The following is a 23,835-nucleotide window of genomic DNA, read 5'->3' on the forward strand; positions in this document are numbered from 1 at the left end:
AATTAGTGGCCACCAGTATCATTAACCATTGAAGCCAAACGACTTATGACAAATCTCGCTCAGACGGATCTTACATCGAGCTTGCCCACAAATCTTGAAGAATTGCGAGCATCCGGCTGGACGAGCCGCACGGTCAAGCAAGAAATCTACAAAAACTTCCTCGACAAGCTGGCCAATGGCGAGCCCCTCTACCCCGGAATCGTCGGATACGATGATACGGTTGTGCCGGAGCTCAACATTGCGCTGCTAGCGGGGCACGATTTGCTATTCCTCGGCGAGAAGGGGCAAGCTAAGAGTCGACTCATGCGGACATTGGTCCGTTTCTTGGACGAGTATATCCCCTACCTTGATCACCCCGATCTTATGGTTCACGAGGATCCCGAACGACCCATCACGAGTCTCGGTAAGCGAATCGTGCGCGAGAATCCTCCGTCGCAAGTGCCAATTAAATGGTGGCATCGCGATGATCGCTATGTCGAACGACTAGCCCCCGGAACGAAGTTTGCCGATGTCGTCGGTGAGATTGATCCGGCGAAACTGACATCGGGTGTTAGCATGAGCTCGGAGGAAGCGTTGCACTTTGGCTTGATTCCTCGGATGCACCGTGGGATCTTCGCCATGAACGAATTGCCAGAGTTGGATGAATTGGTTCAAGTCGGTTTGTTCAATATTCTGGAAGAGCGTGATGTACAGATTCGGGGTTATCCTATCCGATTCGATCTGGATATCTTCATCATGTTTTCTGCCAACCCGAGCACGTACAACAGAAGCGGCAAAGTGATACCGCAGCTCAAGGATCGCATCGGTTCGATCATTCAAACGCATTATCCCCTTGAGCGGTCGCACGGGATCGAGATATTGCAGCAAGAAGCAGGCTTTGACTCTGGCCCTCCCTATCCGGTTCAAGTTCCCTACTTCATGCTAGAGTTGATAGAAGAAATCACGTCGCAGGCTCGCAAGTCAAAATATGTCGACCAAGCGTCCGGGGTTTCGGCTCGATTTTCGCTAGCCAATTACCGAACCATGGTTGCGTCTGCGAGGCAACGGGCTGTGCTGCTCAAGGAGGACATCGCCGTTCCGCGCATCAGCGATCTAGGCCACCTTTACACTTCTTCTTTGGGCAAGCTAGAGGTCGATTTGATGGGAGCACACCAGATGAGCGAGAAGAAAATTCTCGATGCCCTCATCGCCAATGCCATTAAGGAAGTCTTCGAGCAGTATGTGGATTTGCATGGTGCGCAACCGATCGCGGAGATCTTCAACAAAGGTGTGCGGATCGAGGTCGGAGATCTCTTGCCTAGCAGCCACTACGCAGAAAAGTTAAAGCATGTGCCACCTGTGTGGGAGACCGCCTTTGAGGTCAACGCAGGTTCTCATCCTGCCATTCGTGCGGCGTGTATCGAGTTTGTTCTCGCAGGACTTTACAGCATGGATCAAATCAGCCGAGCCAGCAAACATGGCAAGGTTAGTTACGAGACCTAGTCGACTGCTCGGCTACCCAGGCCTCGATTAGCTTCGCGCAAAACGGATCCAACAGCCCGCCCGCTTTCGATTGATTTGTAGCAACTAGAACGGCAAAATCCTTCTCCGGGGATACCCATACAACGGCATGATTCATGGTGTTGTCCCCGGAATGCGTAAGAACCTTGCCGCCCCAGGCTCTATTTGCTACTCCCCATCCTAGAGCGTAATCGTTGCTGACTGGCTCATACATCTTGGCATAGTGTTCCTGATTCAAGTAGACGCTCTCACCGCGTCCGCCGCGAATGTGTTCCGAGATAAACTTGCCCCAATCCGCAAGCGTCATGTGCATTGTTCCAGCAGGCCCCATGGTAGGGACATTGTCAGTGGCTGGACCGTTGGAGGGAACCGGTGATCCCGATTCGAAGTGAGGCCATGGCTGATCGATTTGCCCCACCGTTCCGGTCCCGCCAAATCCAGCGGATGTCATCCCGAGAGGCTCGAACACCTCTTGCCTTACGAGCGTTTCCCAGTCTTTCCCGGTGGCCCGCTCGGCCATGGCAGCCGCGACGGTATATCCCCAGTTTGAATAATGGAACTCACCCGGCTTCCGATCGAACTTTGCTCGGATCGCATCTTGGACCACCCGAAGCCTAGCCGCCACCAGATCCTTTTCCTTGGTGTAATTGCTCGTTTTGAAGTTACCATCCAAGCCGCTCGTGTGAGAAAGCAGTTGGACTAGATTGATAGCTCGCGTCTCGTCACTCATCTCGGGCACCAAATCGGGAAAGGTTTCTCCCAAGGTTTGTTCCCAACGAAGAGAGCCTGATTGAACCAATCTCGCCATCATGGTAGCGGTGATTGCCTTGCCACAAGAACCGATATGCCACAAGCCATCTTTCGTGACCTGTTCGGCAGCTCCTCGCTTTCTAAAGCCCGCAACCTCAAGGTGCTGGATACCTTGGCTCGTGACAATAGCCACACCGATTGCGGGCAGATTACTCGTTACCCGTTGAGCTTCAATATCCGTTCCCAAACTATCTAGCTTGAACCCCTGGCCGTTAGCGTTCGAGCACGAGTAAGCAACGAAAGACACAACGAGCAAGAAGGATAAACCAGTTCGCATGGTAGCAAGTTAAAAAATGGGGGAAATGGCGGGGAGGTGCATAAGAATAATCCGTGTCGCCCCAGTTCACTATGGTATTCACTCGCGAGTCGATACTAATCTAACTCTGCCTCAAATCCATACGTGCTGGCAAACCGTTCAGCAAAGCGCTCCGACCTTTATGAGCGAATCTATTTCGGATTGCTGTGGGTCATATCGCGCCCAGTTAGTGAACCTAGAAGCCGAGCACATATGGGACCGACCAGCACTTGGTTTCGCATGTCGATTCACGATCCCCCCTAAGGCCAAAGCTTTCGAACTCAATGATAGTCCTTACTCCCTTGTCGTTACGAAGTTGACGGACCGTCAACATAAATAGCTAGACGGCTGAATATAGATGGCGAACGAGTTGGTATGCTACCTTTTCAATCTACGTCTGCGATGATCTTTTCTCCACGGCTCGCGTAGCACTTTCTTGCAAAACCTCGCCAGGAGAATATTAAACAGATGGTACGCTCCAAAACTCCGAGTTCCGTCATCCGAGCCCCCCGGTTGTAATTTTCTACGCCCCAAAATCCTTCTTTTGTGCGATTGAGCCACCTTAGACAGGGCTGATAGTTGCGAGATTCGAGCGAATCTGCTATGCTTGACGATGGTGCGTATACGCATTTTTCTTGTCTGTGCTCTTATCGAAATAGGCCATTACCGCCATGATGAAACCCGTCATGAATCGACATTCTGGGATCTCCAAGCGTCAGAATCACGCACGCTTGTCATTGCGACGATTGCTTTGCTTGTCTCTCACATCTTCTCTTCTGATCGGGCACTCGTTCGCCGCAGAAGAGTCAGATGCCGTCGCCCAAGCGAACCGGCCATTTGCGAACCCCGAAATGGTCATGCCCACGATCGATACCAAAGTGTTCACCTACACCGATGTCGGTGCCAAAATCCCGAACTACACGCCAGGCCGTCAATGGGGAACTCAAGGTGCACCGCTCACGGAAATGCAGGACCCGCTGCCAGCCGAGAAGTCCTTGAAGTCCTATTCGGTTCCGCAGAGCTTTAGTTTGTCCCTGTGGGCGAAAGAATCCAATGCCAACTGGCCCGAAGCCGCACGAGCCAACGAAGCAATGGCTGGCTTACAAGGAAAGCCTATCGCCATGTCGTGGGACGAGCGTGGTCGGCTGTGGGTGTGCGAAACCATCGACTACCCGAATGAACTGCAATCGCCCGGCCAAGGTCGCGATCGAATTAAAATCTGCGAAGACACCAATCAAGATGGAACGGCGGACAAGTTCACGATCTTCGCGGAACATTTGAGCATTCCCTCAACGCTGATCCCTTATCGCGGCGGGGTGATCGTTCAGGATGGGACCAGGACGATCTACCTGAAGGACACCGACGGCGATGGCGTAGCAGACTTTAAGCAAGTTCTCATTACCGGTTGGGCGATGGGGGATACGCACGGTGGGGTCGGGAACTTTCAGTACGGTCCCGACAACTGGATCTGGGGCATGCAGGGGTACAATAACTCGACTCCAGTCATCAACGGCGAAAAGCAAATGAGTTTCCGCCAAGGTTTCTGGCGATTCAAACCCAAATCTGGCGCGTCCGATTCGACAGCACCAGCCTTCAAAATAGATCCCAACTCAAAGAAAGCGGCAACGGTTGCCACCGACGAATTCGATGACCATACGATCCGTATCGATGCTGTCGAATTCATTCGCGCAACAAATAACAACACTTGGGGCCTCGGATTTAGCGAAGAAGGCTACGTATTCGGTTCGACAGCCAACAATTGCCCCAGCGTACATATGCCGATCCCCAATCGATACTATGATCGAGTCGCAGGCTGGTCACCCAAGACCCTAGAGAAAATCTCTCCCGATTCCAGATTCAAGCCGATCGCGGAAAAGATCCGTCAAGTTGACGTGCACGGTGGCTACACCGCCGCGGCGGGCTCTGCGATCTATACAGCTCGAAACTATCCAAGCCCCTGGTGGAACCGTATTCAAATGGTTTGCGAGCCGACCGGGCATTTGGTGGGCAGTTTTGTACTTTACAAAGACGGAGCAGGCTACAAGAGCAACAACACGTTCAACACTGTAGCAAGTGTTGACGACTGGGCAGCTCCAATCATGGCAGAGGTCGGCCCTGATGGAAACGTTTGGGTGCTCGATTGGTACAACTACATCATTCAGCACAACCCAACACCTCAAGGGTTTACGACTGGCAAAGGAGCCGCATACGAAAGCGACCTTCGCGACAAACGATTTGCTCGCATCTACCGCTTGATGTATCAAGCGAGCGAAGGTGAAAAAAACGCGTCGAGTACACTGGATCTATCCAATGCGAAACCATCGGAACTCGTGGCAGCGTTACAGGATAGAAACTTCTTTTGGCGCCGAACGGCCCAACGACTGATCGTTGAGCGTGCTTTGAATGACAAGGAGACGCTTGCGGCTCTAGTCTCCCTGGTTGACGACAACACTACCGATGAGATCGGTCTCAATCCCGGTGCGATGCATGCCATTTGGACACTCGCTGGGTTGGCCGAAGCCGGCAACTCAGAAGCTGAGCAAGCGTTGCAAATAGCGTGTCTTAAGGGCTTTACTCATCCCTCCAGTCCCGTTCGGCATGCAGCGGTTTCCAGTTGCCATCCCGAACAGCTTAAACAAGCGACTGAGCTTAAGCTGAACGAGGATACCGACCCTAAAGTCAAGCTGGCGTTGATGCTCCGAATTGCCGACGGCAGCTCGAATGATGTCGTCTCCTCGTCGCAAATCTCGGGCATGTTACTCAGCGATGCAACGATTACTGCAGATGAGATCTTGCTGGACGCATGGACCTCGGCTGCCTCGACGGATCCCGTACCAACCATCTTGGCAATCGCCAATGATCCCAAAGCGACATACAACGAGGCACTTACCTCTAGAATATCGGTATTGGCAGAACATGTTGCGAGATCCAATCCAGACGCAAATATGATTTCGGAATTGTTGGACTTGAACCCAGCTTCCAAGCTAACCGTTGCCGCCTGGGAAGGGCTCGCCCGAGGATGGCCCAAGGATCTCAAGCTTACTTTATCGGACGCGGCTCAAAAGAAATTTCACGATCGGTTTCTCGCCGATTCCACCAGTGTTGAATGCAAAGCCGCGATCCTTTCAGTCGCTGACAAGTGGTCGATTCGAGATCTAGAGCAAAGCGTCGCCACCATTCAACAGAGTTTGTTCGACATCGCCTTGGATAGCACGCTGGACAACCAAAGGCGTTTGAGTTCCTGGGAACAAGCGATTCGGTTAGCACCCAACAGCGAACGAATACTCGAGGCAACTTCCAAATTCTTGACCGCGCAACTGACTCCTGAGGTCGGAGACAAAGCGATCGAGGCACTTCAAGCAGCACGTGTTGATGGGCTAGGCAAACAATTGCTCGCGACACGACGTAAATTGAGCCCCACACTGGGAAACAGTGTCATCCGCGTATTGCTCAACCGGGGAGAGACCACAACCCTCGTATTGGATGCGATCGAACAAGGTCAAATACAGTTCGGTGATTTGCAACTAGATCAGCGTCAAGCGATTTTGAATCATCCGGATCGCGGTATCGCGCGACGAGCGGGAGAATTGATGAAAGCTCAAGGTGCGTTGGTAACGAGTAACCGCCAAGCCCTCGTCGACGAATGGATGCCGGTGACAGAAGCTAGCGGCAATGTTGAGAAAGGTATCGCAGTGTACAAAAAACATTGTGCTCAATGTCACAAACACGGCGAGATCGGTGTCGCTATTGGGCCTAATTTGACCGGCATGGCGGTTCATCCCAAGGGGGAGATTTTGATGAATATTCTCGATCCATCCCGAAGTGTAGAAAGCAACTTTAGAACCTATCAAGTTCTAACAGCGGACGGGATCGTTCTAACCGGCATGCTGGCTGGTGAGTCAGCCAACTCGATTCGTCTGATCAATTCGCAGGGCAAAGAGGAGCAAATCCTCCGCGAAGATATCGAAGAGCTGAATGCCTCGGACAAGTCACTCATGCCAGAAGGGTTCGAAGCCCTCATCACCAAGCAAGAGATGGCAGACCTGCTCGCGTTCCTCAACAATCGTGAACAGTTCACGCCCCTGACGCTGTCCACCGCCGCTACGATCAGCGGAGCAAAGGGACTGCCCGGCATGCGCGGTGGAAGCGGGGACAAGTTTGAGTTCCCACAGTATGGAACAATTGAGATCGAGGGGGTTCCCTTTGAAATCCAAGATCCTCAAGAGGGACGCGTGGCGAATATCATTGCCTTGCAATCAGACGGACCTCGCGGCCGATCTACGTTGCCTTCTACGGCAACACTGTCCTGTGCGGGGAGTGTCAAGTCAATTCACTTGCTAGCAGCGTTGTCAACCTTTGGTCCGCGTGGCAACGACTCACCGTCAACTAGTTTGATTGTGCGTTGTCGATTTGAGGATGGCACGACGGAAGATCACAATCTCGTGAATGGAAAGCATCTTGCAACCTATCGGGAAAAAGTCGATGTATCCGACTCCAAACATGCCTTGGAAGTGAATGGACGACATATTCGCTACGTCAACATTCCGATTTCCAGTGACAAGCCGATGAAAGAAATAGAATTTGTCAAAGGGGGAGACTTTTCTACTCCACTGGTGTTTGCAGTAACAGTTGAATCAGCAACCACAGACGGTCACTAGTCGATAGGATTTAAGACAATCCGCGATTACCAGACCTCGAGACAATCGTCGTGGAGCAGCCAAAACTGCGTCGCAAAATTACCCTCGCGATGCAGCCTAAACTGCCACGTTGAATCGTGCATGCTATTCGCCCAAATCGCCCATCCTCTTCTCATTTATAAAAGGTGTCATCGTGCGATTGCAATTTCGTTCGTTACTGGCCGCAGTAGCCGTCTTTTCCTTTGTTTCACAGTTTTGCGCTGCTCAGGACAATCCAGAGCGACCACGGCGAGGAGGTGGTTTCGGTGGTCCCATTCAATTGGGGTCGGATGATGTACCGTTCTACAATGCTCCTCCCGAAGGCTTCAAGAGTCCACGCGAGGGAATTCCACACGGAAAGCTGGAACTGATCGAATACGAATCTAAAACCGTTGGTACCACTCGCAAGGCGAATATTTACACACCCCCCGGTTACACTTCGGATACGAAATATCCTGTCCTCTATTTGTTGCATGGTATCGGTGGCGATGAAGGGGAGTGGGTACGTTTTGCGAATCCCACCGATCTTTTTGACAATCTGATCGCAGACAGCAAAGCGGTTCCGATGATCGTCGTGATGCCAAACGGGCGCGCTCAGAAGAATGATCGAGCCGAGGGAAACGTGATGGCCGCAGCGCCTGCCTTTGCCGTGTTCGAACGTGATTTGATCGACGATCTGATTCCTGCTATCGAATCTCGCTACTCGGTTGACACCGATCGAGAAAAGCGAGCCATTGCAGGCTTGTCGATGGGAGGCGGACAGACATTTAATTTCGGCCTCGGCAATCTAGACTTGTTCGCTTGGGTAGCTCCCTTTTCTGCGGCACCCAATACCAACCCACCTGAGAAACTGATTCCCGATGTCGAAGCAGCCAAGTCAAAGCTCAAATTGTTGTGGATCTCGTGCGGAAACAAAGATGGGTTGATTCGCATCAGTCAAAACGTACAACAGTTTTTGAAGAAGAACGATATCGAGCACGTATGGCATGTCGATGAACATGGCCACGATCCTACCCACTGGAGCAACAGTCTGTATTGGTTTTCTCAAAGCGTCTTCCAAGATACTAAGCCCGTAAGACAAACCGCCGTTACAACGCCGGAGAGCAAAGCCGGCGATTCGGACATGAAGGGACTCGTTGGTACTTGGACTGGAACGATTGACACTCTAATCGGACAACAAGAATACGTTTACACGATCGAATCTCAAGGTGACAAACTGACCGGCAAAGCGAGTATGAAACTCGATGGCAATCCCTTCACAAGCGAGATCGTCAATGTCAAGTTGGATGGCAAGAATGTCAGCTTCGATGAGAAGCTTCAGTTTAATGAAATGGAATTGGTAATCACCTATTCCGGAGAGCTGGACGGCGATCAGATGAAGTTGAGCCGCAAGGTTGGCGATTTCGCAAACGAAGAGTTTGTTGCGAAGCGCGCCAAGTAGCGACTCATAACGGAATAGCTTACAGCCGTTTCTTGTTGGCAAAGCGAACTTGAAACGGTGGATTGGCTTTCTAGTACTTGCTTTCTAAGATAGAGAGAGATGCAATGTCAAGCTTTCGCTCGAAAGGCATTGTGAGGTCCCTAGGTACCGTGGGCTATCTAGCCATTGGGTTCGCCGCTGCGTTGCTGTCGATCTGTGCGCAAAACACTTTTGTCGATCAAGCGTCGGCAAATGACCAACCATCCGCAAAGATCGATGGGTTCCTGCAATCTCATTGTGTTGCCTGTCATTCGGGCGATGCTTCCGAGGGGGCACTGGATCTAAAGACGTTGAATTGGAGTGACGAAAGATCTCTCGTATCGATGGTTCGCGTGTTCGATCGCGTTCAGCAACACGAGATGCCGCCACCTTCGGAACCTCTTCCTGGGGAGTCTGAGAGAGAGTCATTTCTGAATGAGTTATCCGCTCATTTAAAGCAACTCGATCGAGAACGCATTCGACGAGACGGTCGATCCATGACTCGGCGACTCAATCGTTACGAGTATGAAAACACTCTGAGAGACTTGCTACAACTGCCCTGGATCCAGGTTCGGGATATGCTTCCTGAAGATGGAGAGATGCACCGATTCAACAAACTGGGGCAAGCGTTAGATGTCTCGCATGTCCAGTTGGCACGGTATATGAGCGCGGCGGACTACGCATTGAAGCAAGCCATCTCGGTTAGCTATGAACGTCCCGAGTCGAGCGTAAAGCGATACTATGCTCGCGATGAGCTCTCACTATTCGGTAACTTCCAACCTCGCGAGAACGGCACACTGCCAGATCGCCTTGCCTTTCCCGTGTTGGATGCACGTGCGCAGCCCGATGTGCGAAGCGGTCGAGAGCCACGATCATCTCCGGAAACGCGGGAGCGTGAAGCGGTCGGTAAGGTAGCCAGCATCTTCAGTGATGCAGGTGGTTATAGCTGGGGCCAATTCCGAGTGCCGGCATCGGGAAGATACAAGCTACGATTCAAAGGCTATTCGATATGGGTAAGTGGCGGGGGCATCGGGCGATGGTTCTATGAGGGCTTTGGCGATCAGAAAGCACCCGTTTATCATCTACCTCTTTGGCATCGCCCGAACCTCGACGAGGTTTGGCCTGGGCGTCGCCCGGAACCGATTGGTGTTTACGCACAAAGTTCCGGCAAGAGCAGGCCGCTAGGACAGTTCGACTTTGGAACCGAGCCGACCGAATGTGAGATCGAAGTAGACTTGGTTGCCAACGAAGTGATCCAAACCGATGGTATGCGACTCTTCCGAACTCGCGTAAACGGGACCGATGAGCAGTACGTCAACCCACTGGCAACAGAATCTGGCATGCCCGGATATGCCATTCAGTGGATGGAGACCGAGGGGCCACTCGATGGTCCTGAGGTTACCAGCGGCTACCAGTTGCTGTTCGATGATTTGAAGCTCACCAGAATCGAAAGTGGATCCTCAAAGGGAATCGTCATACGAGTTCCCCCGAAACCAGCGGAAGCTTCGGCAGCACCGTCTTTTCTCGGCAGACCAAGTGGACAGAGCGGACAGGGCCCGCGCCGAGGATTTGGTCCGCCGCGATTGGTTGAAGTCACTGTTGATGTGGTTTCAGCCGCCCCTCACGACGACGCACGGCGATTACTGACTCGGTTCATGAATCGCGTCTATCGCCAACCTATTGAGCAGCATCATTTGGAGCGGTTTTTGGCGTTGTTCGAGCAGCAGTACGAACTGAGGGTTGGTTTCGCTAACGCTATGATATCGGCTTATACCGCCGTGCTCGCTTCACCGGGTTTACTCTTTATCAACGAAGAGCCGGGTCTATTGAATCATGAAGCGATCGCAACGCGACTAGGAATGTTTCTATGGAATTCGGAACCAGATCTCACCCTTAGGCATTTAGCCCGAGAGGGCGAGTTACACAAAACAGAGGTGCTACACGAGCAAGTGGATCGCATGCTCAATGATCCGAGATCGGCTCGTTTTATAGAAGCCTTCACAGACTATTGGCTCGATCTACGTAAAGTGAACGACACGTCTCCATCGACGACACTTTACAATGATTATGAATTAGACGAGCCTCTGAAAATGGCGATGATCGAAGAAACTCACTTGTTTGTGACCAAACTGATCGCCGATGACCTGCCCGCTCGCAATGTTGTCGACTCAGACTTTACCTACTTGAATGAACGACTAGCCGACCACTATCAAATTCCTGGTGTAGCCGGTGCTCAGATGCATTTGGTAAAGCTGCCTACCGATAGCGTGCGCGGGGGCCTTATGACCCACGCCAGCGTGCTCAAGGTGACGGCAAATGGTACCACGACCTCCCCCGTTGTTCGAGGTAGCTGGATCACAGAACGTATTTTGGGCCTCCCGATTTCCCCCCCTCCCGCCGTGCCTGCCGTTGAGCCAGACATTCGAGGCGCGGTTACCATTCGACAACAGCTCGAGTTGCATCGAGCAGACGCGAGCTGTGCTGCTTGCCATGCTGTAATCGATCCTCCCGGATTCGCTCTTGAAGCTTTTGATGTCATGGGAGGATTTCGCGATAGGTACCGGGCTGTAAACGAAGAGGTCCCTGCTGCAAAGGGAGTGGGGATGAATGGACAAGCGTTTTTATTCCATTACGGCCCAGAGGTCGACGCGGCTGGTGTCCTCTCGGACGGAAGCGCCTTTCGAGATGTCCGCGAGCTGAAGCAGATCCTGTTGCAAAACGAGAGGGTTTTAGCTCGCAATCTTGTAAATCAGTTCACGATCTATGCGACCGGAGCACCCATCTCGTTTGCCGATCGCGACGAAATCGAGCGTATCCTTGATGCCACCGAGTCAGAATCATGGCCTGTGCGATCCCTGATTCATGCGATCGTTCAAAGCGAATTGTTCCTTCACAAGTAAAGAGTCGAGGTTCTAACGATGCCTGAGAACAATTCTAAAATGAGTGCAATCGCTCGTCGTAACTTCTTGAAGACAACTGGCGTGCTAATCGGTTTGCCATGGCTCGAATCGATCCATTCTGCACGTGCCGCCGAGTCGACTGGCTGCTTGTCAGCGACATCACCCCGGCGATTCCTAGGGATTTGCAATAACCTTGGTTTGTTGCCAGAGGAATTCTTTCCCAAGCAGTCTGGTCGCGATTATGAACCGTCTCGATACCTCAAATTGTTGCAAACTCATCGCGACGAGTTCACCGTCTTTAGTGGTGTGTCGCATCCTAACGTAGATGGTGGTCATCCATCCGACATCAGTTTTCTCACCGCAGCCCCCCATCCAGCCAGTAGCTCGTTTCGGAATTCCATTTCGCTCGATCAAACGATTGCGGAATATGTCGGGAATCAAACTCGTTTTCCCTCTTTAACGTTGGCCGTGAACTCCGGCAATCGTAGCCTTTCGTGGACAGGCACTGGGGTTTCGATTCCACCCGAGGAAAGTGCCGCTGCATTGTTCACGCAACTGTTTTTGCAAGGCAGCCAAGCTGAAGTGAATGCGCAGATTCGCAAGCTCGACACGGGACGCAGCATTCTCGATGCGATTGCAGATCAAACGAAAGATCTCCAGCGACGGGCCAGCAGCAGCGATCGCAATCGTTTGGAACAATACTTTTCCAGTGTTCGCGATTTAGAGTCCCGTATGCTGGCCGCTCGTGAATGGGAAGGCAAAGAAAAGCCAAAAGTCGACCGAGAACCACCCACAGACCCGACCAATCCAGCTCAGTACATGAGCAAGGTTCGTCTCATGTACGAGATCGTCAAGCTCGCGTTTCAAACCGATTCGACACGCTCGATTACTTTGATGCTTAATAGTGTCGGGACACCCGTAGTGGAAATACCTGGCAAGACCATCAGCGATGGTTATCACAATCTATCGCATCATGGCAAATCGGAGGAGAAGCTTGCTCAATTGAGAACCATTGACGAGGAGCACATGAAGCTGCTGAACCAGTTATTCAGCGATCTCAAGAGTATCAGCGAGGATGGTGAATCGCTTTTGGACCGCAGCATGATCCTTTACGGATCCAACCTCGGTGATGCAAACGCTCATTCGACCACGAACATGCCTATTCTTTTCGCGGGGGGGGGATTTAAGCATGGTCAGCACCTTGTGTATGACCAGCAACAGAACTACCCACTCCCCAATTTGTTCGTCTCCATATTACAACGAATGGGAATCGAACAGGAGCGGTTTGCTTCCTCGACAGGTACCATGCGCGGATTGGAGCCAACATGATGTACCAGATCAGGTTGTGCTTGGAAGTTCACTTGATCGGATGCATCGTGATTTCAGCCTCCGTGCTAACAAACCTATGCGCCCAAGACTCCGCGCCTACTCAAGAAATTCTGCCTGCTAAGGAACATGTAATCGACTTTGAGAACGTGACTGTTGGAAAACCTACCCCGAGATGGTCCGAGCAAGGGGTGACGTTCGAGCTGGCCCATCAGCCTAAGAGGAGCAAAGCGGCAGGCCGGATCATGTTCTTCCCGCACCTCGGCACCGATCGCAAAGGTATTCTCAACGCAATGGCCAATGAAGCGATTCCCGTCCGTGCAACCTTTGACCGACCGGCAAGACTAGTAAAGGTTGTCATGTGGGGATCAACAACTAGTTCTGCATGGTTAGAAGCCTATGATTCGCAAGGAAACCTTTTAGCTAAAGAGGGGTTAGATCAGGTACCTGTTCGGAGCAAGCCCGAGGAACAGATCCCGTTTTTTGCGTTACAACTTGAGGCGGATGGTATCGCCTATGTAGAAATCAGTGGCTCGCAACCCGGGGGTTTTGTAGCCGTGGATGAGTTCCGATGGATTTACAAGGAATAGCCCAGATCAAAAACAGTCAATTATCGACACTACTCTCTGAACGCCACTGTAAACAGTTCCTCACCCTCCCAGCGAAGCGACCGGGAGGGTCGGCAATCGAGCCTTAAGCGAGATTGCCGGGGAGGGCAGTACGCCGTCTGTCTCGTGCAGACCGATGCGTCAATCCCCTCCCCAGCCACGCTTTCGCGGGCTGACCCTCCCCAAACGGCGTTTGGGGAGGGTGAAGTCGGTGACGATCAGCGAGCAGTGTCCAATTTTCCCTTTTTTCTTTCACACCAAGGACCCCAGGAATGACCTCTCGCATGCTGCGTTCAACACTTATCGTATTGCTTATGGCACCACTGAGTATCGGGCAAGATACAGAGATTCGTGACGCCAATGATGCCACCGATCAAAGTAAGCCAATTGCGGCCCTTAAAGATACTTTTCAGGATTCGTTTCGAATTGGTGTAGCCGTAAATCGATCCGTAACCATGGGAGCTGGCTCTCGCCGTTCGGCAGAGGATGTTGCTAAGGATACCGCCCTAGCTAGACAGCACTTCAATCACGTCGTCGCCGAGAACGACATGAAGTGGCAATTGATTCACCCGAGACCCGGCGCTGACGGCTATGATTTCGCGCCGGCTGACGCGTTGTTGGAGTTTGCTACCGCGAAGAATATGGAACTAGCTGGCCACACCCTGGTTTGGCACTCGCAAACCCCCAACTGGGTTTTCGAGGGAACGCACGCTGCCAAAGACCCAGGTACCGAGTTTACAGGCCCGTTTAGTGAATTAACCATTAATCCACCGATGGCTCCACGTCCCAATCCGAATCCCAATGCGCCACCGAGGCAGGGTAGACCCGGCGGGCCAGGTGGACCCGGTTTCGGCGGTTTCCGTGGCTTCGATCTGAGTGGCCCTCAAGCGTCCCGAGAAGAGTTGCTCGAGCGAATGCGTGATCATATCCACACCGTTGTTGGGCGATACAAGGGCAAGGTTAAAGTGTGGGATGTCGTGAACGAGGCAATCGCCGATAACGGTCCCGAGGTTTTGAGACGTTCACCATGGTCGGTCATCATCGGTCCAGACTTTATTGCTAAAGCCTTCGAGTATGCTCACGAAGCTGACCCGGATGCGATTCTGCGATACAACGATTACGGCTTGGAGAACCCCGCGAAACGTAACAAGCTAATCAAGCTGGTACAGTCTCTTCAGGCGAATAATGTGCCGATCCATGCGATCGGTACGCAAGCCCACTGCAACGTATCGACCACGTTTGAGACCATGGATGCAGCCATCACGGAGATGAAATCACTCGGATTGCCCATCCATGTGACCGAGTTGGATGTCAACTCTGCCGTGGGAGGGCAACGTGGCACCGGTGCGGATGTCGGAGCCAACGCGGCAACCACCCAAGGTGGATTGGTCGAAGATGCCGATGCTCGGCTAGCCAAAGCGTATGAAGGGATCTTCCGAGCGTTCTTAAAACATAAAGAAGCGATCGATGTCGTGACGTTTTGGGGCGTCAACGATGCCGTTTCTTGGCGAGCCCAGGGGCGACCATTGGTTTTCGATGGTAACAACGAGCCGAAACCGGCGTTCCACGCCATCACAGCCCTCGTTGAAAAACCGTAAAGCCTGCCTAGGCATTCAAAATAGACCGTAGCAGAACCGGATCGAGCGGCTTAATCAAATGGGTATCGAAGCCCGAAGCGTAAGCCCTTTCTACATCGGCCTGTTGACCGTATCCTGTCAAGGCGATGAGATGGGGCGATTCGCTATCGAGAACACTTCGAACGCGTCGCGCCACCTCATATCCATCGATCCCAGGTAAGCCGATGTCGATCAAGGCGAAATCGGGTTTGTGGGTCATGATGGCCATCAAACCTGATTCTCCATCCGATGCTGTTACCACTTGATGCCCATCGAGCTCCAAAATAGTTTTAAGCAGTTCTCTGATATCCTCTATATCCTCGACCAAGACGATCGCTTTCGATAGTGGAATAGGCTCCGCAGTCTTCGAATGTTCCTTGCTGAGGTCGCCTGATTCGATGGGTAGCGTTTCTGTTCGATTCGATGGATCGCTCTCTGGTTGACTGACAAGGGGGAGACTTACGACGAATGTGCTACCACAATCACGTCCTGGACTGTACGCTTCAATAGTCCCGCCATGTAGCTCGACCAATGCCTTGACCAGAGTCAATCCAACCCCCAGTCCACCATCGGAGCGATCTAGCGTCTCATCGGCCTGAACGAAAGGCTCAAAAATCTTAGGCAGGAATTCCGCCGGTATTCCTGCCCCTTCGTCTTGGACAGAAATGGTTGCCATGCCGCGATTGGCTTGCAATGATACCCGTATGGGGCTGCCTGGAGGTGAATACTTTGCCGCATTATGAATCAGATTGACATGCACCTGTACGAGTCTCGCAAAATCAGCTTGCACCCACAAGCTCTCATCGCGAACATCAAACGTCAGATTCGACGAGCGTGAGGATATTTCGGGGAGTGTCGTTTCGCGAATCGTCTCGATCAGATCGACAAGATTGAAAGTCGTGAGGGACAGTTCAATTTTCCCAAGCGAGATCCGCGTCACATCCAGCAGTTCATCCAGCAAGGAAGCAATCATCGCAGACTGTCGTTTTACGATGGCTATCGCGCGAGGGTGGGTTTCTGGAGAAGAGCGTTCATCCGTCAATAAATGGCTTGCATTGACAATCGCATTGAGCGGGTTCCTGAGTTCATGTGAAAGCATGGCTAGGAACTTTTCTCGTTGCTTCGCTTGTTCTCTAAGCTTCGCTTCAACCTCAATTCTCTCGCTCACGTCCCTCGCAATCTTGGAGATTCCAATCACCCGATTCGCCGAATCTCTCACAGCCGAAATCGTCAAGGAAACATGCACTTGTTCACCATCTCGACGAACCCTTACCGTTTCCAAGGTCCGAATCGCCTCCCCTTTTTGAACATGTACAAGGTAGTCTCCGACCTCGGCGAATCTATTGCTTGGAACCAGCAGTGAGACGTGCCGCCCCAGGACCTCTTCGGCTGAATAGCCGTAGAGCCTTTCCGCCCCCGCATTCCAGCTTGTAATGTTTCCTTGTAGATCCTCGCCTATTATCGCATCGTCAGTCGATTCCACGATGGCAGACATCCATCGCAGTCGTCCTCTCAGGTCCTCCAGGGGAGATAGATCGATGAGGACCACCACGACGCCGTCAATTTGCTTATCGACCCGATGCGGCATGATTCGCAGTAGGTAGCTGCCTCCATCCACGGTATGGACCTCTGATTCAAAACGCTCTCCGTGGTCCCGAACCTTGATAATTCGGTCCACAATATTGGACAATTGAATACGGTGAGCAAAACTGGCGATCGGCCTACCGACATCATGATCGAGCAAGTCGAATATCTGGCGGATTCGCGAAGTAAACTTGCGAATCCGCAACTCCGCGTCTAAGAAGATCGTCGCGACATCCGTATTCTCCAAGAGATGATGCATGTCTTGATTGACTTCAGCAATCTCAGCGATCTTTCTCTGATACTCTGCATTCACCGAGTAGAGTTCTTCGTTGACCGAGTGCAACTCCTCGTTCGTACTCTGAAGCTCTTCATTCGAGGCCACCAGTTCTTCGTTCGTAGCTTGAAGTTCTTCATTGCTAGTCTCCAGTTCCTCAATGGTTGCCTGAAGATTATCTTTGGTAAAGCGTAACTCGTCTTCTAATTGTTGCAACACAGCAGCAGAGATCTGCTTAGCATCCGTACTCCTCTCAGCGGTCTTAACAACAACTTCCTTTCCATTGGCTACCGACTCGAAAGTTATCAAGTACTGAGATATCTCCGATTGAGGAATTCGCAGAAGCTCAGCGGTTAGGTCAAAGAATCGCTCGCCCCCTTCGACTTGAATCGGTACGTTTGAGAATCGAACGGGAGCCTCGGCTTTTGTGGCTCGTTGCAACAACCCAACTAGAGTTGTTCGCAAACTAGATTCCACCAGTTCCAACACATCCATCGACGGACGACGACCCGGTAAACGAAGTAATTTTTCCGCTCCACCAAAACAATCCATTAACTCTCGCTGATCGTTGAGGAGAATACTAGGTGGCATAAACTTATCGAGCAGGAGATCGTAGGTTCGGAGCACTCCCGCATCGCGGCGGCTTTGGGCCATCGAGAATGTACGACTCGCGGCGACTGGTACTTCTGCGCCGTGATTGCGAAAAGGGGGAAGACGAATTTCTGTTGGTAGTCGAGCTTGTCTCCATTTTCGATAGAGCCTATGTCGTTCGTGCTTCACTTCGAACTCGCTCGCGATTTCGCTCGGAGTTTCACTGCCCCCCAAAAATAGAATCCCTCCAGTATTCAACCCAAAGTGAAAAAGCGAGAGGGCTTTCCTCTGAGCGGTAGGCTGGAAGTAGATCAAAAGATTGCGGCATGATACGAAATCTAAGTCAGTAAAAGGAGCATCCTTCAACAGGTTGTGTGGCGCGAACACTATCAATTCGCGAATCTCATTTTTGATCTGAAAGCAGTCGTCGATTCGGTTAAAGTATCGGCTGCGACGTTCGTCCGAGAGATGACTCAGGCTCTCGGCTCGATAGACGCCTCGACCAGCATGGATCAACGATTTTTTGTGCACATCCGTGGCGAAAACTTTGATCTTCGGTGATCGCCCTAGTTCCACCATAGCCTCGTGGAAGACAATAGCCAACGAATAGGCTTCTTCGCCCGTAGCGCACGCCGAGGCCCAAATCCTCACAGTTCGATCTGGACTTATCTGCCGAAGCAACTCAGGCACGACCGTTTGGCGTAGGTATTCAAACGCTTCTTCGTCACGAAAGAACTGAGTTACGCCAATAAGCAAATCTTCATAGAGTGCATTGAGCTCCTGCTTGTCATTTCTTAACATCTCGAAGTAGCGATCGATGTCGTTGGTTTCCGCCATACCGACACGACGGTTGATACGACGATGAACGGTTGAGTCTTTGTAGGAGGAAAAATCAAGGTCGTACTCTTGTCGAAACAGTTCGTAGATCGCTTCCTTACCTCGCAACCCTTCTGACAGTAGATCCTCTTTAATAGACGTTTCGAAACGTTTCTTACATTCCTGGGGATCGGTAGCGTACTGAACCAGCGTTTTGCCTATATCCTGTGGAGGAAGCACGAGATCGACGAAGCCTGTCGCCAACGCACTTAATGGCATACCATCGAATTTGGCGGTCTTTTCACTTTCGCATACGACGAGCCCACCAGCTTGGGAAATTCGTCGCACACCTCGAGAACCATCTGAGCCACTACCGGACAGAACGATACCAATCGATTGACTCCCGTACTCTGTAGCCAACGATTCAAAGAATCGATCGATCGGGAGTGCCAAACCCCTCGCAGCATCTTTATCCATCAATCGAAACCTATCTTGCTCGATCACCAACTCCTTCTTGGGGGGAAGCAAATAGACGTTATCCGCCTCGATCTCCATACCATTCTCGATACGGTGGATTTTCATCTTCGTGTCCCGCCCCAGAAGCTCGTACATCATGCTCTTAAAATCTGGTGACAAGTGCTGGATAACGACAAAAGCCATCCCCGTATCGGTGGGTGAGTTTTGAAAGAACGCCTCGAGTGATTCCAAGCCCCCCGCAGATGCTCCGATACCAACAACATGCGATGGTGCTGACCTCGCCCCTGATTTTTTTGCTTTTAGCTCATTGTCCATGATTTCCCCCGCTTCCCGCCTGAATCCTGATGGGGTTTGGCCAGCGTCTAGGCATCCCCTTAAAACCATCAGTGGTATTCACTAAAGAACCGACCGTACAACGATCGCAAAGCGACGGCTTCGCTTTGGAATCATAGAAACGCAAAAGTTAATTAAAACCAAAAAGCGATGCGTTAATTAGAAAAATTTTTCAAACTATCAGGCCGGGATTCATCACATTGGTAGAAAGGGAATCGATAGAAACATTGATAGTTACAGCGGCTTTTTTGACAACGGTCATCGTCGATCAACGGGACTTGGTGATCTGTTACATCAGCATCGAACGACTCATGTTTACATCATGGGGCTCGCCACTTCCAGATCAATAACCTCGTCGATTCCCGTGCTCCCCGCTACGTCGTTATAGAAAAATTCCAGCCGAAGCTGCCGACCTGGAAACTCGTTACTGAACCATCCTCTGACCGGCACCGGCCCGCTTTCCAGCGTTGCTTTCCACTCGTAGACGTCCGCTTCATACTCTACATCTAGAACGGTCAGGACTTCTTTGCTCTTCCACTTCGCATCAGGCAAGGGAGAGCGAAACTGATCCTCGGACATTTCCTCGGGAATTTGGTAATTTGCCGGGAAGCGAACGACGTCCGGCGGATTGACGGTAGAATCCTCCCACGGAGGATCGTTTCTCTTGCGATCTACGGTTATCTGACTCTCAACTTCTACCTGAGCATCACTAACAGAAACCAGGCGAAGGGTCGTTGTAACCATCGTGGTCCCCTCCGCATTCGTGAGGGTCTTGCGTCTGACAACTCTTGTTCCGGGAGCGAACCTTGCCCAACATTCGTAGTCGGCATTGCCGACCGATTTTGTAGCGGGAGCCGATGATACAGGGACAGGTGGCGTTGATTGGGTCTCGGATAGACAGCCGGTTGTGCCTGCAGAAATTGTTAGCAGTCCAACAAAAACCGAAGGTCTAAAACTGCGGTAGTGAAAATTCCTGATGGATCGAAATACCATTTCTATTTCTTTTTTCCTTTTGTGACTTTACTGTTGTCGACCATTCCTTGGCTTTCTTCTTCGTCGATTAAGCTATCCTGGCGCTTAATTTCTGCCTTTTGCTCTTCCGTTAATTCCGAGGTGGGCAGAATTGCACTCGAGCTGCCACCGCAACCTGAGGCAAAGAGTACAAGAACTAGCAGAACCTTAACATAATCCGATTTAGTCATCACTTGGGTCCAAAATTAAAGGAAACAAATCAACAAGCCATCACACCGGAGTGCGATGGCTTTATGTGTTGGATGAAGAGAACTTGCGGTGGCAACCGAAAATTCTTTATTCGACGGTTGCAATCACCTGACCGTCATCAATGATGTTGGTATACATGAATACGATTGGATCGACAGTATACGGAATGAACCGTACCGATCCGTCTCCGAAAACAGCATTGAGGCCAACAGCGTGCGCCGAACCAAAATAGCGACGCCAAACAGTACCGGTTCTTGCTTCTTCATTTTGAAAAGCCCGATTACGACTATCAAAATCGGAAAGAGGAGGAAAATGCCAACGTACGTGATCCTCATCCCATCCATTGTTGTTCCATCGTTCGTTGTCGCCACCGTCTGCCCCATAGCGCCCCCTAGGGATAGCTTTCTCGGACACCATCAAGCTATTCGATGTTCCATCGGTTGCATCGGCAATTTTTCGCTTGGCACCCTGCGCTCCCCAGACAATGTATCCGCGTCGACCGCTCACATTACCAAAGTTTTCACGAGTTCGCTCGTTTCTGCGAGGTTCCAACCCTAGGGGTGGTGGTGGAATTTGCGGTTGCCATATTGGAGGATTCCAAATGCTCTGCGTACCATTTTCGTGAATCTCTCCTTGGTAAAAACCGGCTGAACCTGCATAGTCAGCTCGTGAAAAACCGGCTCCGCCGTACACATCATTCTGTCTTCTCGACGGACAGTAATAGCTAGGGATGATGGCTCGCGCCACATCGTCTTCGCCATCGTAATTGACTGGCCTCGAAGCATGAAGCGGAGCGACCTCAAACCGAGCTAGGTTATAGACGTTCTGCTGTTCCATAAATGGCAGGATCTTAAACAGAAAATTCCATCCATCGGGATGGGCTGCTCGACAACAAGTCGATCCCTCGTACTGCCCTGGAGCTTCGTCATACTGCATTCCCGGCAAACGTGGATCACCGTCATAGCCACCTTGTGGAAAGTACTTATAAGCACTTTCAAAGTTCAGCATGGCCAAACCGATCTGCTTCATATTGTTACCGCATTGCATCCGACGTGCAGCCTCGCGAGCTGCTTGAACGGCAGGTAACAATAAGCCAACCAAAATTCCGATGATTGCAATGACCACCAATAGTTCGACGAGAGTAAACCCTCGCCGACGATAATGAATACTCATAAAACACCTGATTCCAAAAAAGACAGGATTCCCTCCAGCCGATACCTCACCAGCTGGCGAGCGAATCGTACAGCGCGATCATTAAGGCTTGATTAGGACGCTGTTAAAAATCGGCGTAGCGGTCTGTTTTGAGCGATTCGGCCCTCAACCGATAACCAGGACCGAGGTCGGGTTTCAGGCGAAGCAGATCATTAAAATCCATTTGCGTCTTACGATGACCGCAACTGACCGACGGAGCGGTCAGCGACGATTGTCGCGGATCGCTCCGCCGATCCGATTGCTGGATCATTTCACTGATTCTGTGTTTCCCAGTTATTTCTGCACTCACTGGGGCATCGAGAAAGAGTTCATCAAAGGACTTGCCGAGATGCATGCCGCTCGGGATACACTCGATACCGAAGCCACCGAGCTTTAGTCGATCCCGCGATGCAACGTCAAGCAACTCATCGGGGACGAATGACGAATGATTATCCTTCTGTCGCAAAGTAGCGACAACCGTCCGCTATATTCTGTGCCAACATTAGTTGTGCGGATTTTTCAGCAGGCCAACTGACCACGATGGCATGATTCGGATTCGGGGGTAATCCCTCGCTATTGTCGCGACGAATGGGATCGGGTTTCACTACCAAACCCTGTGAGGTAAAGGATTCCGCCGAAACCTCCGCCCTACCGTAGAGAGTCTTCTTCGTTTGTCTCGCAACTTGCTGACACAACTGCCATACTTCTTCGAGCGACGAACTCTGATGTCGGTTAACGGAAAGGTCGTCATGGGGATGTGGGATTAAGGCACCTGCCTTGACTCGACCTGTAGTCAAATCGCCGGACGTCGCGGCGCGAACGTATTTGCAGGAGAGGACGCAGCGCGAAAGCAATTCGTCCTGTTCGATGGCGGGCACACGATCTTCGTCAATCATGTTTTTGAGATTTTTGAAATCAAGGACAACAATGACTTCGGCCAACCATCGATGATTGCGAAGCTACCGTGATGGCGATTCGCCCCAAGCTTTGCAGCGTAGTGAATTTCGCCATCGATCACACTCAAGACAATTTGTCGATTCTTCGACTGATACCATTCCATCGCGATAGCCCCGTCAGGATGAGGTGAAAGGCTTGGAGCAGTGATGTAAGTCGGTATCTCCTCAAGCAGATGATAAACCTGACGTAAAGTGTCTCTCGATACGGGCTGACCCTTGAATCCATCCCAGTTCGACTCTTGGCACTCGCCCCAGATATCAGCCAGTTCTTCTCGCAATTGGCTATCAATACCAAATGTCTCCGAACATCGTAGGCCGCTTGATTGGAATTCTATCGACTGACTTACCGTTCGAGCTGCATCACTAAAACCGGTCGTGATTCTTGTCATTTGTTAAACTCGTCGAGGGCTTTTGGGGTGATGAGACTAAAAAACGATTTATCCTTTAGCCATTTTAGGGCAAGCAAATGGTGTGGGGAACTGTCGAGCTCGAGATGCGACTCCGATGTCATCGAGTCTATATCGATAATGAGCGCTGGCATACCGATTTTATCGTGGTTTTTGGGAGGAATTGTCCTGACTACATTCACCTGATAGGGATAATTTGGAATTCGATGGAGACTTTGGTACATAAAGCCGGATGCAGGCAAATCGGCGTTGTCCAAACACTCTGGCGGATGGCGAAGATAGACTCGCACATCGTCAAACGATTTGATCTCGATGACATTGATCGAACGGACGCTGAGCCGTTGAATTTCGCTTGGTTCTGCGCACTCACAGTACGCATCCCAAACCCTCAGCCCCTGACTGACAAATTCTTCCCAACCACAGTACGGACGGAGTCGGCTAAGGACGGCACCTTGATAATCAGTTTGCACGATCCATTTTTTGTCTTCACTTTCCAATCGAAGTCCGATCCAGGGGCGATTGACCGTTTGTTGGGTACTACCGTCTTCGACGATCATCGTTTCGATCGACTGCGAGTGAGTCGGGAAAGAAACCGGGAAGTTAGGCAGGAGATCCTTAAATCGGCTTTGCCAAGCAAGATCCTGCGGCCCAAACGAAGAGCGCGCAGTCCACTGAACCACCGATTCTACTATCGGAGACGAAGCAAGGTGCGGAAAACTCTCATCGAATAGTGGTTGATTCATTTCATTAGTTTACCGTTTTTGAAAACCCAGTGGAACTGCGACCCTAACGGAC

General features: G+C 51.4%; 16 protein-coding genes. 7 read left to right on the top strand and 9 right to left on the bottom strand.

The genetic code is table 11. The features are described 5' to 3' along the window. Positions 1-45: 45 nt before the first annotated feature. Positions 46-1,482 carry a magnesium chelatase gene (locus SH449x_RS10680; protein ID WP_482381330.1) on the top strand — a complete coding sequence of 479 codons (1,437 nt, stop codon included), beginning with the start codon at positions 46-48 and terminating at the stop codon, positions 1,480-1,482. On the opposite strand, the gene SH449x_RS10685 is transcribed toward SH449x_RS10680, so the two are convergent. After that, positions 1,466-2,587 (bottom strand): serine hydrolase domain-containing protein, encoded by a 1,122-nt coding sequence (locus tag SH449x_RS10685; RefSeq protein WP_482381331.1) that lies wholly within the window; start codon positions 2,585-2,587, stop codon positions 1,466-1,468. The two genes, SH449x_RS10680 and SH449x_RS10685, sit on opposite strands and share 17 nt — an antisense overlap. A gap of 704 nt (positions 2,588-3,291) precedes the next feature. On the opposite strand from SH449x_RS10685, the gene SH449x_RS10690 reads away from it, so the two are divergent. The 6 genes from SH449x_RS10690 to SH449x_RS10715 all read left to right on the top strand — a co-directional run bounded on the left by SH449x_RS10690 (position 3,292) and on the right by SH449x_RS10715 (position 15,172). Further along, a complete protein-coding gene (locus tag SH449x_RS10690) occupies positions 3,292-7,263 on the top strand; it encodes a PVC-type heme-binding CxxCH protein (protein WP_482381332.1) in 3,972 nt (1,323 codons plus the stop codon). Between the two features lie 172 nt (positions 7,264-7,435). Then, positions 7,436-8,722, top strand: coding sequence for an alpha/beta hydrolase (locus SH449x_RS10695; protein ID WP_482381333.1), 1,287 nt, complete (start codon positions 7,436-7,438; stop codon positions 8,720-8,722). A gap of 104 nt (positions 8,723-8,826) precedes the next feature. Further along, positions 8,827-11,640, top strand: a complete 2,814-nt coding sequence (locus SH449x_RS10700) for a DUF1592 domain-containing protein (RefSeq protein WP_482381334.1) — start codon at positions 8,827-8,829, stop codon at positions 11,638-11,640. A 39-nt stretch (positions 11,641-11,679) separates the two neighbouring features. Beyond that, positions 11,680-12,969: a DUF1552 domain-containing protein gene (locus SH449x_RS10705; protein WP_482381335.1), complete on the top strand. Its 1,290-nt coding sequence runs from the start codon at positions 11,680-11,682 to the stop codon at positions 12,967-12,969. Continuing rightward, positions 12,966-13,556, top strand: coding sequence for a hypothetical protein (locus tag SH449x_RS10710; protein ID WP_482381336.1), 591 nt, complete (start codon positions 12,966-12,968; stop codon positions 13,554-13,556). Before SH449x_RS10705 ends, SH449x_RS10710 begins: the two co-directional genes overlap by 4 nt. A 290-nt stretch (positions 13,557-13,846) precedes the next feature. Beyond that, complete coding sequence (locus SH449x_RS10715) at positions 13,847-15,172, top strand: endo-1,4-beta-xylanase (protein ID WP_482381337.1); 1,326 nt, start codon at positions 13,847-13,849, stop codon at positions 15,170-15,172. Between the two features lie 7 nt (positions 15,173-15,179). Here SH449x_RS10715 and SH449x_RS10720 read toward each other — a convergent pair whose 3' ends face one another. The 8 genes from SH449x_RS10720 to SH449x_RS10755 form a co-directional block, all read right to left on the bottom strand. Continuing rightward, positions 15,180-19,247 carry a chemotaxis protein CheB gene (locus SH449x_RS10720; RefSeq protein ID WP_482381338.1) on the bottom strand — a complete coding sequence of 1,356 codons (4,068 nt, stop codon included), beginning with the start codon at positions 19,245-19,247 and terminating at the stop codon, positions 15,180-15,182. Positions 19,248-19,580: 333 nt separating this feature from the next. Next, positions 19,581-20,009, bottom strand: coding sequence for a hypothetical protein (locus tag SH449x_RS10725; RefSeq protein ID WP_482381339.1), 429 nt, complete (start codon positions 20,007-20,009; stop codon positions 19,581-19,583). A 251-nt stretch (positions 20,010-20,260) separates the two neighbouring features. Then, a complete protein-coding gene (locus SH449x_RS10730; RefSeq protein WP_482381340.1) occupies positions 20,261-20,467 on the bottom strand; it encodes a hypothetical protein in 207 nt (68 codons plus the stop codon). A 106-nt stretch (positions 20,468-20,573) separates the two neighbouring features. Next, positions 20,574-21,659, bottom strand: a complete 1,086-nt coding sequence (locus tag SH449x_RS10735; RefSeq protein WP_482381341.1) for a DUF1559 family PulG-like putative transporter — start codon at positions 21,657-21,659, stop codon at positions 20,574-20,576. Positions 21,660-21,762: 103 nt separating this feature from the next. Continuing rightward, the gene (locus SH449x_RS10740) at positions 21,763-22,143 is read right to left on the bottom strand and encodes a hypothetical protein (protein WP_482381342.1); all 381 of its coding nucleotides are present in this window, start codon (positions 22,141-22,143) and stop codon (positions 21,763-21,765) included. After that, the gene (locus tag SH449x_RS10745; RefSeq protein WP_482381343.1) at positions 22,127-22,573 is read right to left on the bottom strand and encodes a hypothetical protein; all 447 of its coding nucleotides are present in this window, start codon (positions 22,571-22,573) and stop codon (positions 22,127-22,129) included. The genes SH449x_RS10740 and SH449x_RS10745 overlap by 17 nt, the downstream gene beginning before the upstream one ends. Further along, positions 22,570-23,022, bottom strand: a complete 453-nt coding sequence (locus SH449x_RS10750) for a hypothetical protein (RefSeq protein WP_482381344.1) — start codon at positions 23,020-23,022, stop codon at positions 22,570-22,572. The genes SH449x_RS10745 and SH449x_RS10750 overlap by 4 nt, the downstream gene beginning before the upstream one ends. Beyond that, the gene (locus SH449x_RS10755; protein WP_482381345.1) at positions 23,019-23,783 is read right to left on the bottom strand and encodes a TIGR04255 family protein; all 765 of its coding nucleotides are present in this window, start codon (positions 23,781-23,783) and stop codon (positions 23,019-23,021) included. Before SH449x_RS10755 ends, SH449x_RS10750 begins: the two co-directional genes overlap by 4 nt. Between the last annotated feature and the right edge of the window lie 52 nt (positions 23,784-23,835).

Origin of the sequence: Brakhagea baltica (assembly GCF_052161605.1) — a bacterium.
Taxonomy (GTDB): Bacteria; Planctomycetota; Planctomycetia; order Pirellulales; family Pirellulaceae; genus JBKCUI01.